Source organism: Natrialba asiatica DSM 12278 (assembly GCF_000337555.1).
GTDB classification, from domain to species: Archaea; Halobacteriota; Halobacteria; order Halobacteriales; family Natrialbaceae; genus Natrialba; species Natrialba asiatica.
The window spans coordinates 73321-87789 of the sequence record NZ_AOIO01000041.1; the positions used below are offsets into that span (position 1 = coordinate 73321).

The window sequence follows — 14469 nt, forward strand, 5'->3', positions numbered from 1 at the left end:
GCATCGCATGGATCTCGACACGGAATACATGAAGGAGTGGAAACGGCTCGACGGATCGGACGCGGCTGACCGCGATCAGGGACAAGTACCGGACGTAGTCTGTCTCCACGTCAGCGACCTGCACGGCCAGCTCGTTCCCGAATATCACGTCTACTACGATAATCCCGAATCGAGCCCCGATTTCGACTTCGGTGGCAACGACCGGATCCTCCGGCGCGGCGGCGGGATCCCGCTGTTAGCCGGCAAACTCAAAGAGATCCGCTCGGCTACCGATGAGACGCTTACGCTGATGAGCGGCGACACGTTCCATGGCACCGCGGTGACGACGTACACGAAGGGCAGGGCGATGCTAGAACCGATAACCGAGCACGTCGATCCGGACGTGTACGTTCCGGGGAACTGGGACTTCGGGAACGAGGCCGCCGAGGACGGGAACCTGCGGGACCTGATGGACGAACTCGAGGCGCAGGTGTTGGCGAACAACCTCTACGGGCCAGATGCGGACGGGTTGCTGTTCGAACCCTACACGATTGAACGCGCGAACGGCGTCGACATCGGAATCGTCGGGATGACGAACGTCTACGTCGACCGTATGGCGCCGGCGTTCCATGAGGGAAAGTATCGGTTCGGAAAACACCCAGCGTTGCTCGAGGAAGCCGCAGACTCCGTGCGCAACGAGGGTGCCGATGTCGTCCTCGCGGTCACCGAGATCGGACTGCCGTGGGCCGTCCAAGCGGCGAAGGACATCGAGAGTATCGATGTTCTGTTCAGTGCGCATACTCACGAGTACACTCACGATCCGATCCTGATCGAGAAGACGGAGACGCTCGTCGTCGAATCAGGAACGGGCGACGGACTTGGACGCGTGGACCTCCACATCGATGACGACGGCGTCGCATTTCGCCACATCCTCTATTGTCTCGCCGAAGACCACGACTACACATCCGACCCGGCACCGGTGGCCGAACGGACGGTTGCGGATATTCGATCGCCGTTCTTCGACGACGAAACTTCCTACGAGCGAGGAGACGGAACCCTCGAGCGGCCGCTGGACACAGTCGTCGGGAGGACGGAGGCGTCGCTCGATCGACAATCGTTCCTCGAGAGCGACTGGAACGCGCTGTTCGCCGACGCACTACGAACGTACTTCGGCACCGAATTAGCGGTCACCCACGGCTTCCGTTACGGTCCGGCAGTTCCCGCCGGCGAGATAACGCTCGAGCACCTATATCAAGCGTTTCCGATGACCGCACCGGTGGCCCGTGGCGAAGCGTACGGTCAGCAGCTGCTGAACCACATGGAAGCGTTCCTTACTGACAACTTCACACCGTACGTTTACGAGCAAGAGGACGGTCGTGTCCGGAACTACTCTTCGAACGTGGAGGTGATCATCGATCCGACCGCGAAACGCGAACGCAGACTCGTCGATCTCGTCGTCGACGGGGAACCGGTCGATCCCGAAGCGCGCTACTCGATCGCGACGTTTACCCGTCCCGGTGATCCCGAACGTGATCTCGGAAACTGCGGCTTCCCGTTCCAAGACATCGACATTGAAGACGGCGTCGTTCCGGTCGACGTCGTCGTCGACTACCTCGAGGACTACTCGCCGATCGATTACGAGGAGACGACGCTCGTCCAGACGCCCGACAACGGCGGATGGGTCCAGAATACGCCCGCTGACGGACCGTACCCGTACGTCCAACCGGGGGTTGATTACGCGGGCGGAGATGAGTACTGCGAGACGCGGTTAATCCCAACCGGGACCCGCTTCCCCGAGAGCGGGCGAAATCCGTACCGGTAGCCGAGGATGCCTATGCAGGGATGAGAACTATCGGCGGCCTCGCACCAGATAGTATTGTAAGGTGATTCCAATGGTGAACCAAATTTCCCCTGAACGGCTCGCGGATATGATTGACTCAAACGAGTCGTTCACGCTCGTCGATACGCGCCCTGAAGATAGTTACGAGGGCTGGCGTATTCACGGCGCCGAGAACATCCCGTTCGGTCCAGACAACGAGATCGGGGACGAAGAACTCGAGCGCGTTGAGGAGGCCAAAGACGGAGAGACAGTAGTCGCGATCTGTGGAAAGGGGCTTACGTCGACGCCGTTCAGCTTCGAACTCGAGCAACACGGCTACGACGACGTGTCCGTCGTGAAGGGCGGTATGGAGGATTGGAGCAAAGTCTACGAGGTCGTTCCCGTCGAGACCGAAAACGACGACCTCGTCGTCCTGCAGCTACAGCGACGGGCGAAGGGCTGTCTCGGCTATATCGTCGGCTCGAGGGACGCCGAGTCGGCGGTCGTCGTCGATGCGACCCGTCAGACGGACCAGTTCAAAATCGTCGCCGAGGAGGCCGGGCTCACGATCGAGCGCGTCCTCGATACCCACGTTCACGCCGACCACATCTCGGGTGGACCGAAGCTCGCGGACGAACTCGACGTACCGTACCACCTCGGCGAACACGCGAGCGAGCGGGGCGTCGAGTACGACTACGAACCCCTCGCCGACGGCGAGACGATCGAACTCGGCGAGATCGAGATCGAAGCGCTGCACACGCCGGGGCACACGTCCGAGATGGTCAACTACCTGGTCGACGGCGAGGCGTTGCTGACCGGCGACACGCTGTTCGTCGAGTCCGTCGGCCGGACAGAGCTTCAATTCGGTGACGAGGATGCGGCACGCGGCGCCGAACTGCTATACGAATCGATTCACGACACCATCCTCGAGTTACCGGAGGAGACGCGGATCCTTCCGGGCCACGTGTCGGTCACGGAGGACAACCGATACGAGGTCGGCTCGCCCGGCGAACTGATCGTCGCTCGACTGGGTGACCTCCGCGACGACCTCGACCTGCTGGGACTGGACGAGGACGAGTTCGTGGACCGATTGGTCGACAACGCGCCCGACAAGCCGCCGAACTACGAGCGCGTGATCGAGATCAACACGGGTTCGGAGCCACCCGAGGACGAGTCCGAGGCGACGGAACTCGAGTTAGGGCCAAATAACTGCGCGGCCTAGTTCGCGCAGTCAGACTCGAATCGGTTCTGTACGGTCGATCATCGGTTCCGTGGCACGTCTTCTACATTGGAATCCTTCCAGTCACCTCCTGCCCTGTTCTCTTTGCGAAATTCGCCCTTCGCTTGGGACGACAGGAGCGATCATGAATGGCTGCACCGGACCCGAACTATAACGACTCGAGAACACGTTCGAAGCGTTCGTAAGCATCGTCACCGATCGGGTCGAGTTCGTCGTCGTCAGCGACACCGATCAGACGCTGCGGGTCGACCGCGCTAACGACGACGCCGTCGTCATCGTCGTAGACGACGACGTTGCACGGGAGCAATGTCCCGAGTTCGAGATCGTGCTCGAGTCCCTGGTGGGCCAACTGCGGATTGCACGCACCCAGAATTCTATACTGTCGGAAGTCCTCGTCGAGTTTCTTTTTCAGCGTTTCCCGGACGTCGATATCGCAGAGCACGCCGAACCCCTCGTCCTCAAGGGCGTCGATCGTTTTCTCGACGATGTCGTCGAAGTCGCCGTCGACTTGCGTGCGAATCGTGTAGGACATACTGTACGATCGACTTCGAGAATGATTGTAGTTGGGGTAGCAACGGCAAGCCCACGGCGCGTGCTCGGGTCGGGGAAGACTGTAGTCAGTCCACGATGAAGGGTTTACTATGGTTTCGCGTCGTACCGTACGAGCGATCGCCGCTCTACTCGGACTCACGGTGCTCGCCGGACTCGGATACGCCCTCCGGTGGCGATCGAACCCGTCACCGTGCCCGTACGCCCAGCGCCACGCGATCAACTTCCCGCGTCCGGTCATTACTCGCTCCCGGCTGCGCGACGTACTCAAGCCCCAGCCCAGTGAACGTCTTCTCGAGGTCGGACCGGGAACCGGCTACTATACCGGGATGGTCGCACGGGCAATCGAACCGTCGGGGACACTGCACGCCGTGGACGTCCAATCGGAGATGGTCGAACACGTCCGAACGCGAATGCGACAGGAAGGGAACCCGAACGTCGAACCGATCCGCGGCGACGCACGATCGCTTCCGTATCCGGACGACACGTTCGACGCTGCGTATCTGGTCTTAGTCCTCGGGGAAATTCCTGACCAAGAGCGAGCCCTCGACGAACTCGAGCGGGTTTTGAAACCCGACGGTCGACTCGTCATCGGTGAGTCTCTCCCCGACCCGCACTTCGTCGGATTCGAAGGGCTGCGACGCCGTGTCGAACAGCGGGGACTGACGTTCGACGCGCGCGTCGGAACGCGAGTTGGGTATTTCACCCGCTTTGACGCGGGTATTTCAGATCGGTCGGCCGACTCTGTCGAATGAGCGGTTGTTAGGTTACTGTGCAAAACCGATCGGGACGGTTCGACCGACGAAAGCGTTGTCACGTCTCCTCAATCATCCTCACCGAACCTCTACTTAGCGCGGTCCACGGATCGGTTCGTTCGTCGTAGTGTGGAGAATGAAGACAGCCTTTACTATGGCCCCTATATTGTGCAATTCTCACAAAACCTTTAAATGCTATCAGTCCATACGTAGTGGTGATGGCAACTGATGCACGCGGTGCCTCCGGAGAATCGCTCGACGAACCGATCTACATCGACGGGAGAAGCCACCTCGAGGACGTCACGACGGCGCACGACGTCGTTCTCGTGGACTTCTACGCCGACTGGTGTGGCCCCTGTCAGATGCTCAATCCCGTCCTCGAGCAGCTCGCGGACACGACCGAGGCCGTGATCGCCAAGGTCGATGTCGACGAACACCAGCAACTCGCGGGCTCGTTCGGCGTTCGGGGTGTGCCAACGCTAGCCCTCTTCGCTGACGGCGAGCAGGTCGAACAGCAGTCCGGCGCGCTGCCGGAAGACCGACTCCGTAGCCTGATCGGGAGATACACCGAATGAACGAGGAAACAGACACGACCACGGATGTTCGCAACGTAGTGATCGTCGGTTCCGGCGTCGCCGGCCTCTCCGCGGCCGTCTACGCCGCGCGGGCCGACCTCGAGCCGTTGGTGCTCGAAGGACCCGAACCGGGCGGCCAACTGACGCTGACGACCGACGTCGAGAACTACCTCGGCTTCCCTGAGGGCGTCGGCGGGATGGAACTGATCCAAAACGGGAAGGACCAGGCCGAGCGCTTCGGCGCTGAGTTCACCCACGGCACTGTCGAAAACGCGATGCTCGCAGAGCGGCCGTTCGAACTCGAACTCTCGAACGGCGACACGTTGCAAACGCGTGCGCTGATCGTCGCGAGCGGCGCGAGCGCTCGCTGGGTCGGCGCCGAGAACGAAGACGAACTGATGGGCTATGGGCTCTCCACGTGTGCGACCTGCGACGGCGCGTTCCACCGCGGTGACGACGTCCTCGTGATCGGCGGCGGTGATTCGGCGATGGAAGAAGCGCTCTTCCTCGCGAAGTTCGCCGATAATGTGACGATCGTTCACCGTCGCGAGGAACTGCGCGCCTCCGAGATCATGGCCGACCGCGCCCGCGACAACGAGACCATCGAGTTCCGCTGGAACACGGAACTCGAGGCGATACACGGCTCGCAGGAGGAGGGCGTCACCAGCGCGACGCTCGTCTCGCATCCCGACGGCTATCCCGCGGAGAAGGCCGCAACCGGCGTCGACGTCGACCGAGAGACCGTCGATGTCGGCGGCGTGTTCTACGCCATCGGCCACACACCGAACACCGAATTCCTCGAGGGGACCGCCGTCGACCGCGACAAGAGCGGCTATCTCCGCACCCGTACGGACGACGCCGGCCGCGCGACGACCGAGACGGCGGTCGAGGGCGTCTTCGCCGCCGGTGACGTCGCTGATCCGCACTATCAACAGGCGGTCACCGCTGCCGGAACCGGCAGCATGGCAGCACTCGATGCCGAAGCGCACCTCGAGACGCTCGAGCGAACGGAAGAGGCCGCATTTGAGATTCCTCTGTAGCTGGAAACATGCATTCTATGAATTATTAGATTAGGAACGGCTGCTCAGTAAGTCTATAGAATTCAAGAACTAGAGCTCACTCGCTGGCTTTGTCACTGTATCCACAATATCACGCCGATTTCGAACCACCATTTTATGTGTCGATATCGGACGAAGAGACGATGGCTACTGATTCAACTGTTCACGATTACGAAGTTCTCGTCGTCGGAGGCGGTCCGGCTGGAATGACCGCAGCGCTGTATACAACGCGACTCGGTCATCGAACGGCCGTCGTCGATCGAGGCGGTGGACGCGCAGCGATGATGCAAGAGGTCCACAATTTACTGGGTATCACGGAGGAGACATCCGGGAACGAATTTCTCTCGGTTGGTAGAGACCAACTTCGGGAGTACGGGTGCGATATCCACAATGATCTACTCGTCTCCTGCGACAGTACTGAGGATGGTTCGATCCGTCTCTGCGGGAATAATGCTGACTATCGCGCAGAGTACGTTGTTCTCGCGACGGGATTCAACGATATCCGCCCGGAACCGCCACTACCGCGGACCGGTCGCGGGCTCCACTACTGCTTGCACTGTGATGCTTACATGTTCGTCGATGAACCCGTCTACGTCATGGGATACGGGGAGAGCGCTGCACACGTAGCTGCGATCATGCTGAACTTCACCGACGATGTTGATCTACTCACTCGCAATGATAGCCCTGAATGGAGCGACGAGACGGCAACGATGCTCTCGAACCATCCGATCGATATCATTCACGAGGACATCACTGGCGTTCAAAACGACAAAGATGGCTGGTTAGCAGCCTTCGAGTTCGAAGACGGCATGATTCGCGAGTACAAGGGTGGCTTCGCCATGTACGGTGCCGAGTACAACAACGGTCTGGCCCGTAATCTCGGCTGTGATGTCAACGATGATGGGACGGTCGTCGTCGATGATCACGGGCAGACAACAGTCGATCGCGTCTATGCAGTGGGAGACCTGACACCTGGGCACAATCAACTCCCGATTGCATTGGGCGAAGGAGCAAAGGCTGGTATTTCATTGCATTTCGCGTTACGTGAATTCCCCCGCGATCTCGACGTCATCGAGGAACAGGGTCCAGTCCGTTCCGATGAAGTTCCTGGGATTCCCGACGAACTTCTCGAGCAAGAAGTTGATTTTCATACATATGACTGAATGACTATAGAGTAGATATGATGCAGAATCAGCTTGACCATCTCCCAAAATAGTTCATCTTCCAAAACTGTAGAGGAAGTGGATTGTTGAGTTAGGAACGACACGAAACATTCACGGCCCCTATTCACCTCAACGATGTGTGAAAAGAATCATTGGGAACTGTTTCCGAGAATAGAAGTCACACCGTAGGTGCCAGTTCTCTCTATAGTCCCCGTTGTGAGTCAATCTTCTGTTTCACCTACGCTTTGCTTTGGCAAGCCGGACAGTATCTCACCCCTCTGTAGAATTCTAACCGCGTACTGCACGAATCATACCTCATGTCTGTCATACGCCTCTCACCAAATTCGAATCCACAGGTCTATCTTGGAGTGTCTGTGCGAGTTTCAATGTAGACAAAAATACGGCCCTCACACGGTTAAAACTCTGGAGGAGAGTGCACACCAAGTGAGAGGCTATCGGCTCTGTTGAAATCCTCTTCTTTAAAGAACCATTCATGTAAATCTACTGTACACCAAACGTGCTTACTGATCAAGAGTCTTCAGCAATAGCTGATACCGGAGCTTGAAATTCCGCTTAATAGGCACCTCACCGAATTCTTATACCGATTCACTCGGATCATCATACTATGGGGAGTGGCTCATCAGGGGCGGTGATACTGCTGGTAGAAGACAACCCTGGCGATATCCGTCTCATCGAAGAGGCCTTCTCAGACGGCAACATCGGAAATACGCTCACCACCGTCACTGATGGCCGAGCAGCACTGGACTTTATCGATCAACGTGGCGAGTACGAAGACGCTCCTCAGCCGGACATTATACTGCTTGATCTGAACCTACCGAAAGTGGACGGAGAGGACGTTCTACACGAGATCAAACACCACCCAGAACTGGATGACGTACCAGTGATTGTCTTAACCGGGATGGATGAGAGCTTGATTGAATCCCGGGATCTCGATCATGATACGGACGAAGATGCAGTCCTCGAAAAACCGGTTGATCCTGGCGAGTTTGTTGAGCTAATTCGGTCGTTCGAGCAGTTTCGGTTAGCAATTATGAGAGTGGACTGATAGGAATAGCTTCTGCAGTAAGTCCTTGACCTCTACTGAGCGATTGGTAGTGTAGAAACTACCATAGGTTAGGGATTCCACCAGAGCCAATCTACGGATTTGTGAGGATCCGTACATCGGACTGCGTAACGAGGACACGAAACTCACCAACCGAGAATCTTACTTCGAGGTCATTGTTCACCGAGTCCACGAGTTGCTCGAGTGCTTCGATGTCGATCACCCGTTGCAGTTGGTACTCGTCACGATCGAGTCCCTCCGTTTCGAGCGCGTCGACGATTTCGAAGAGGAGGTGCCGATTACTCATCTGTGATCACCTCGTCGACGACATCAATAATCTCCGCAGCGGTCGAACTGATACGCTCAAGTCGATCGAGGATAGCCTCCGACTCTTCGCCCTCCCATGCAGCAAGGTAGAACGCCGACCCGCTCGTGTCCAGCCCGAAATACCGTCCGACGATGTAGGCGACTGCTTCGGCCTCGAGTTCGCGTTTCGAGCGTTCGGTCTCGTCGTCGACGTCACCGTGCAAGAGTGCGTGGGCGTACTCGTGGACAGTCGTTACGGCAAGGTCGGCGCTGTTCTCACGATCGCGGACCTCGATTAGTGGTCGCTCTGAAGGAGAGCGGTACTGACACACGCCTCTGGCATCTCCATGAGTCCATTCCGCTGGAGAAACGACCTTGGATTCCACTTCAAGCATCGAAGCTCCCTCGAGGAGCGCTGGCACCAGTTCGTCGGCCTCCCCGGTCGCCTCCGTCTCGAGTTCGGGCAGTGGCTCTCCCTCAGTCTGGGAAATATCAAAGACTGGCGCTGGCCGAAAGCCGACAAGTCCTTTCGACCACTCTTCTGGTGACGTCTCGTCGTATTCGCAGTCGCTTCGATCGTGGTATGACGGTGAGTTCTCACACTCGGGGCACTGCTTTGCGATGATCGGTGCCCAGATCCAGATCGCGCTCTCGCCTTCCGTCACGTGCCGATCGAACTCGTTTTGCCACGTTCGATAGCCAGCGACGCGAGTCGCGTTCGGACACTGGCGAGTGATTAGCAGTGTGTTTCGGTAGGAGTAGTCATGGAAGTGACTCTGCACGTCGAGCCACTCCTGGAACTGCTCACTCGAGACCGCGTCATCAACCTCGTCAACGAGGTCTTCGACCCAAGTTTCCATCGTGTTATGCATCTCGTCACGTCTGGTGTCCGAATCATCGAAGGACACCTGCGAACAGTCGCTCGTAGTCATCGTTCTCGACGACGGACGCTCCGTTCTGGAACGCCCCTCACCCCTTTGGGGGAAGAAAAACACACTCGAGGGAACGCTCGAGCGGCTCCGTTACAAGTGTCTCATCCGGGTTGCGACGATCAGGTTTCGGCTTCAATCTCGAGTAACTCGTCTCGCCGATTGCGGAGCGTGTTCGGTGATGTTCCTGCGATATCGGCGATCCGTTGTTGCGAGAGACAGAATCCGACTCGCTGGGCAGCGAGATAGAGACAACCTGCTGCGACGCCACTCGGCCGGCGGCCGATCGTCATTCCGCGTTCGCGTGCCTTCTGTGCGAGTTCGAGCGCTCGTCGACGCACGTGGTCCGGAACCTCGAGTTCTGTCGCAAGCCTCGGAATCCGATCTGTTGCTGCAATCGGCTGTGTTGGTAATTCGAGTTCGACGTTCATCACGGTGTAGGCGTTGGTGAGTCTCTGCTGATTACAGCGTGCACAGGCTGCGATTTCTGCTCGTGATCGCCCGAGTCCGTTACACCGGGTTGTTGCGTAGACACTGGCTGCAGCCACCGCCTCGAGCGATCGTCCGCGACAGAGCTGTTCGGACTGTGCAGTTCGGAACAGCGAACACGCCTGATCCCGGATACTCTGTGGAAGGCCGAGACTCGCAACAACCCGCCGGATTTCCCCGAGTCCATAGGCGAGGTTCCGTTCAGCTTTCGACTGCCACTGGGCACGGGACTGTTCGCGACGGAGCCGGTTCAATTGTCGGCGCTTCGTGTTCGAGAGGGCGTTTCCATGTCCGTCTTGCTTGTACCCGATCTCAGTGGAGAGGCCTCGATCGTGGCGTGTCGGTGTCAGCGGGGCACCGGTCCGTCTCTTGGATCCCTGCTCGTCATGTCGACCCCAGTCTGGTCCTCGGTCTAGTTTGGTGTCCTTGAGGATACGTCCACAGTCCTCACAGATCGTCTCGCGGTCAGTCGTTCGAACGCTGCCGCCACAGTCTGGACAGGTAGTTGTAGCCGTCTGAACGCCGTCGTCAAACGTCGTCGTGTAGATGTCTCTCGTTGCCATCGATAACTCCGAAGAGGACAACTGATCAGCCCCTTCACCGCTACTGGGGCGATAAACACCACTAGTTGATTCTAGAGTCCAGTAGAAGGGTCCGTGATATCAGTGCCACATATTTAGGAAGCTTCAACCCTACAACGGTCCTGCTGAAACTCTCACTCCGTCTCGGCGATAATCGCGGTACTGACCTCGAAGGTTACCGGTCGCGTCGACAGCATCTCGGCGATTTCCTGGTGCTGCTTGAGTGTGAGGTCGTCGCGCTCAAGGAATTGGCGAGACGCCTGAACAAACTTTAAAACGTCGTCACAGACACTCACCGCCGCTTTTGTCTTATTGCAGTCGTAGAAGTGAGCTGGACGTTCGATCGCGTCTCGTCGATATGCATAGTCGCCGTCGATCCTGCATACTCGTACACACGACCCCCGAATTCCTTGTTTTTCGGCTCATTGAACGGCCCATTTCGGTCCAAAATCGGCGTAACGTGTCGGCTATTCAGAGACAAACAGCGGCTCAAACAACAGGTTGACTCGAGATATACACACGATGAGTCGTGACTCGTGTACATATTCGGGAAACGGATTCTGTCGACGTGCAATCCTGTGATCCAGAAGCGGAAGGAGAAGCAGCACGCCCTGTTCCGGAGTCTGGAGGAGGTCATTAAAGATGCCGAACTAAAGATCGCCAAGTACCTGAATTAGACACGAAAGCAAGAATTAGGATTGATTAAGGGGATATCCGGTGAGAAGGTTCTCACCAGGCCTCGGGGAAGGCCGGATGGAACTTCTTTTTCCGACCTACCTGCTCTTTCTCGAGCAACCCGAGTTTCGCATACCACGACGTGAAGTACCCAGTAAAGTACTTCCCAGATCCACCGAACCGGTCGATCATCGCATCTTCCAGATTCTGACGGAGGATGCCGTCCTCACGGTGCTCATCCAGCAGCGAAAGATACGCGAAGCCACTACCGTAGGGCTGGAGGCCACACAATAATGCCCGTTCAACGGGACGAATCTCCTTGTGGTCGTCGAACACGCTGGCGATCTCCTCTCCGATCGGTGTCAGCGAAATCTCGGTATCAGCCTCCTGGCCACCGGTCGTGTTGAAGACGGGGTCGTCCTCCTCTACCGAGACGATCCCGAAGTTGTACTTCCCCTCATCGGTATCGGCGTAGTCCAGATTCACGAGGTGCTGACGCAGTTCCTCATAGGTGACCGTGCCATTGTCCGAGATGAAGTTGAGCGTGGCTTTCACGGCGGCAGGGTTCGGTGCCCAGTTGAGGACGGGGTAGACGTCCTCTGTCTGGACTTCTTTTAGGAGTTCCTCCCGTTCGTCTTCTGGGAGGCTCTTCACGTATTCCTTGAGCTGTTCAGGATCGATATCGTCTGGAGTGTCCGATGGTTGCGTCATTGCGACCTCTGTGCTATCCAACTTCCCCCTGTCCAATAACTCTTACGTTGGCTCACATAGATACACATGAGTTGAGGAAAGATGAGGGAAAAGTAGGTGACCATATAGTGGAGGGGTTGAAGGGTTCATAGCCCATGGTACCACTATTTTTAAGCCGTTGATAGCCATGGGGGCTGATATGTACGATCTCACCGGCTTCCAGCGCGACCTGTTGTACGTTACTTCGGGACTGGACGAACCACACGGCCTAGCGATCAAGGATGAACTCGAGGAGTACTACGAGAAGGATATCCATCACGGCCGGCTCTACCCGAACCTCGACACCCTCGTCGACAAAGGATTGGTCGAGAAGGGGGAGGCGGATCGGCGGACGAACGTGTACTCAACCACGCGGCGAGGAACACGGGAGACCGAAGCCCGACGTGACTGGGAGGAACAGTACGTGGAGGGCCTCTTCTCCGAGTAAACACTATTCTTTCCCAGCTTTGAAACAGGCAGGATAGGAAACTGTACGACAGTACCGCGAGTTCTTGATTGGAAACTCTTCTGACCAGTCAAGACGGTGAAACCGTTTTTCTCCCTCTTCCTCAATCCACTACCCGAACGTTTGGATGACTACGGTGACAGCAGCCCACCACGGACACGGCGAAGATCCGTTCGGCGGACGAACCGGAGACACGGCTGTTCCGCTGCACCCGGTGCGACCACTGATAGCGCGACGACTAGGTTCATTTTTGTCCGAGAACACTGGTTCCACTTCAGAGACATAACATCGCTCACGGCTGCTCCTGCCAGCTACCTTCTCAGACTATGAACGTTCATACCCAGTGATCCACCCACCGAACCTCCGATATACATTCATAGACTCTGAATTCACCTCACAGTACGTAAACATTATGAGGCCAGCAGCCGTCGCCTCAGGTATGTCCGAACGGGACACCAAGGAGCGGATCGTGACCACGCTCCGGAATACTGACGAACCTGCACTGTCCGCACAAAAGCTCGCCGACGAACTCGGCCTCTCCGTCCGCACCATCAACAACCACGTTGACACACTGCTCAAGGATGACCGCATCGCCGCGACACAGATTGGGAACGCCACCGCGTACTTCATCCCGTTCGGCGACCTGCCCTCGCACAAGAAGCCGGATCACACCTGTCAGCGGTGTGGCCGTGATGTCGACGAAAACTATGACTTCGCGAAGATCGACACTGACACATACTTCTCCGGCGACACCTCGGAACCCGGGCTGACTGATTTCTACGTGCTGTGCCGGTTCTGCTATAGCGACTTGGTAAGCTGGCTGTACAACGACCTGGGATCGATCGGGGACTACCCGTTTGTCCATAACTGGGACCTCCCCACCGAACAACTCGAGGAAGTTCGGGAGGACCCGGATACCCAGACAGTGTACGACGGAGACAACCCGCGTCTCCATCTGAGCGACGAAGAAACAGCGGTCTACGACTTCATCCATGAACATGCCGGGACCGGTGACGAGGATGAGGCCGATCCGGTTCGACGAGAAACATTGATCGAGTCCATCATGGAAGATTACAACCTGTACCGGCATGAGGTCGAATTAGCGATTCAAGACCTGAAGCAGCGCGGCCAACTGTTCGAACCACAATACGACCAGTACCTTCCTGCAAAATAGCTGGTCCATCACGTTATACGCTGGAGATGAGATGCTTGTAGCAGACCAGATGCACCTCCCAGAGGCGTGGCTTCCAATCCCGGTACTCGTTCCGAATCCACTTGCAATCAGGTTTCCGGATGATCGTATTGGTGGAACCCGTACTTTCCCTTCCGCATCACCCAGTACCGGTCATCAAACTCGAGAAGATCATCGTTTCTTAGCGCCTCTGAAAGGATATCCGGGATGTCCGTATCAATGACACCGTGATCGGTTGCCAGATCGGTAATTTCCTTGAGGGTGGTCCCCGGACTCTCCGCCACGAGTTCCAGGATCTGGTTGTACTCCTTGTCCATAGGTCAGGATATCCGATGTTGTACGATCGTTTCTGTCCGGCATTCAGGACAGGTATCGGTATCTTTGTCGACAGTGGTGCCACAGCGCCGACACTCGTACACGACGTCCTTTTCGTTCACTAGGCCAAACAACCGGCCTACTCTGTCACATAGCATGGGCGGTGGTTACTGTGGGTTCACGACGTCGCGGCACTCAGGACACTCGGCGTATACGGCCGGTCCCGTCTCGGTCTCATACTCGAGGATCACATTGAGCGTCGTGATCTCGGCCTGGCAGAACGGACACGCACCGAGATCCGGTGGGTTCGTCGTGGACATGAATTTGTGAAGGTAATATAGAGGGAGCGTGTGACTGCGACAGGGGATGATGTGGTTACTCCCTCTACAAGTAGGAGAGTATCCGTATTCACAAATAGGCGATCCAACCACGGTGAAACTGAAAATGGATGGCGCACGAACGCATCAGTTCGCATCTTGAGGACTTTCATCTAAAGAATAGACATAGCCATACCTTCCCTAAGAAATCCAACGCTCCGCCGATACAGAGAACAACCGGGTCCCACCCGATGAGATTCACGGCCTTC

Annotated in this window: 17 protein-coding genes and 1 pseudogene; 10 read left to right on the plus strand and 8 right to left on the minus strand. The window is 57.1% G+C overall.

Annotated elements, in window-relative coordinates; all coding sequences use genetic code 11:
• The first annotated feature begins 7 nt into the window (after nt 1–7).
• Both C481_RS19870 and C481_RS19875 read left to right on the plus strand, forming a co-directional pair.
• A complete protein-coding gene (locus C481_RS19870) occupies nt 8–1801 on the plus strand; it encodes a bifunctional metallophosphatase/5'-nucleotidase (RefSeq protein WP_006111133.1) in 1794 nt (597 codons plus the stop codon).
• Between the two features lie 70 nt (nt 1802–1871).
• Nucleotides 1872–3020, plus strand: a complete 1149-nt coding sequence (locus C481_RS19875; protein ID WP_006111134.1) for an MBL fold metallo-hydrolase — start codon at nt 1872–1874, stop codon at nt 3018–3020.
• 166 nt (nt 3021–3186) lie between these two features.
• Here the strand turns inward: C481_RS19875 and C481_RS19880 are convergent, their stop codons facing one another.
• Complete coding sequence (locus tag C481_RS19880) at nt 3187–3570, minus strand: DUF302 domain-containing protein (RefSeq protein WP_006111135.1); 384 nt, start codon at nt 3568–3570, stop codon at nt 3187–3189.
• Nucleotides 3571–3679: 109 nt separating this feature from the next.
• On the opposite strand from C481_RS19880, the gene C481_RS19885 reads away from it, so the two are divergent.
• The 5 genes from C481_RS19885 to C481_RS19905 all read left to right on the plus strand — a co-directional run bounded on the left by C481_RS19885 (nt 3680) and on the right by C481_RS19905 (nt 8204).
• On the plus strand, nt 3680–4342 hold the full coding sequence (locus C481_RS19885; protein WP_006111136.1) for a class I SAM-dependent methyltransferase: 663 nt from the start codon (nt 3680–3682) through the stop codon (nt 4340–4342).
• A gap of 218 nt (nt 4343–4560) precedes the next feature.
• Complete coding sequence (gene trxA, locus C481_RS19890; RefSeq protein ID WP_006111137.1) at nt 4561–4917, plus strand: thioredoxin; 357 nt, start codon at nt 4561–4563, stop codon at nt 4915–4917.
• On the plus strand, nt 4914–5957 hold the full coding sequence (locus C481_RS19895; protein ID WP_006111138.1) for an NAD(P)/FAD-dependent oxidoreductase: 1044 nt from the start codon (nt 4914–4916) through the stop codon (nt 5955–5957). Before trxA ends, C481_RS19895 begins: the two co-directional genes overlap by 4 nt.
• A gap of 161 nt (nt 5958–6118) precedes the next feature.
• On the plus strand, nt 6119–7138 hold the full coding sequence (locus tag C481_RS19900; RefSeq protein WP_193787848.1) for an NAD(P)/FAD-dependent oxidoreductase: 1020 nt from the start codon (nt 6119–6121) through the stop codon (nt 7136–7138).
• A 625-nt stretch (nt 7139–7763) separates the two neighbouring features.
• The gene (locus C481_RS19905; protein ID WP_006111140.1) at nt 7764–8204 is read left to right on the plus strand and encodes a response regulator; all 441 of its coding nucleotides are present in this window, start codon (nt 7764–7766) and stop codon (nt 8202–8204) included.
• A 91-nt stretch (nt 8205–8295) separates the two neighbouring features.
• Here C481_RS19905 and C481_RS19910 read toward each other — a convergent pair whose 3' ends face one another.
• The 5 genes from C481_RS19910 to C481_RS19930 form a co-directional block, all read right to left on the minus strand.
• Nucleotides 8296–8508 (minus strand): HalOD1 output domain-containing protein, encoded by a 213-nt coding sequence (locus C481_RS19910; RefSeq protein WP_006111141.1) that lies wholly within the window; start codon nt 8506–8508, stop codon nt 8296–8298.
• Nucleotides 8501–9439 (minus strand): ArdC-like ssDNA-binding domain-containing protein, encoded by a 939-nt coding sequence (locus tag C481_RS19915; protein ID WP_006111142.1) that lies wholly within the window; start codon nt 9437–9439, stop codon nt 8501–8503. The genes C481_RS19910 and C481_RS19915 overlap by 8 nt, the downstream gene beginning before the upstream one ends.
• Nucleotides 9440–9558: 119 nt before the next feature.
• On the minus strand, nt 9559–10488 hold the full coding sequence (locus C481_RS19920; protein ID WP_006111143.1) for a transcription initiation factor IIB: 930 nt from the start codon (nt 10486–10488) through the stop codon (nt 9559–9561).
• Nucleotides 10489–10640: 152 nt separating this feature from the next.
• Complete coding sequence (locus C481_RS19925; protein ID WP_049904793.1) at nt 10641–10913, minus strand: DUF7692 domain-containing protein; 273 nt, start codon at nt 10911–10913, stop codon at nt 10641–10643.
• Nucleotides 10914–11235: 322 nt separating this feature from the next.
• On the minus strand, nt 11236–11892 hold the full coding sequence (locus C481_RS19930) for a hypothetical protein (RefSeq protein ID WP_006111145.1): 657 nt from the start codon (nt 11890–11892) through the stop codon (nt 11236–11238).
• Between the two features lie 178 nt (nt 11893–12070).
• Between C481_RS19930 and C481_RS19935 the strand changes: the two genes are divergently transcribed.
• The 3 genes and pseudogenes from C481_RS19935 (at nt 12071) to C481_RS19940 (ending at nt 13550) form a co-directional block, all read left to right on the plus strand.
• On the plus strand, nt 12071–12358 hold the full coding sequence (locus tag C481_RS19935) for a PadR family transcriptional regulator (protein ID WP_006111146.1): 288 nt from the start codon (nt 12071–12073) through the stop codon (nt 12356–12358).
• Between the two features lie 182 nt (nt 12359–12540).
• Nucleotides 12541–12603 (plus strand): annotated as a pseudogene (locus C481_RS23230) (transcription factor S); the annotation flags it as partial.
• A gap of 116 nt (nt 12604–12719) precedes the next feature.
• Complete coding sequence (locus tag C481_RS19940; RefSeq protein WP_152422220.1) at nt 12720–13550, plus strand: helix-turn-helix domain-containing protein; 831 nt, start codon at nt 12720–12722, stop codon at nt 13548–13550.
• A gap of 107 nt (nt 13551–13657) precedes the next feature.
• Here the strand turns inward: C481_RS19940 and C481_RS19945 are convergent, their stop codons facing one another.
• A complete protein-coding gene (locus C481_RS19945) occupies nt 13658–13885 on the minus strand; it encodes a hypothetical protein (RefSeq protein ID WP_006111148.1) in 228 nt (75 codons plus the stop codon).
• Between the two features lie 165 nt (nt 13886–14050).
• Nucleotides 14051–14203, minus strand: a complete 153-nt coding sequence (locus C481_RS23345; protein WP_006111149.1) for a DUF7837 family putative zinc-binding protein — start codon at nt 14201–14203, stop codon at nt 14051–14053.
• Nucleotides 14204–14469: the final 266 nt, after the last annotated feature.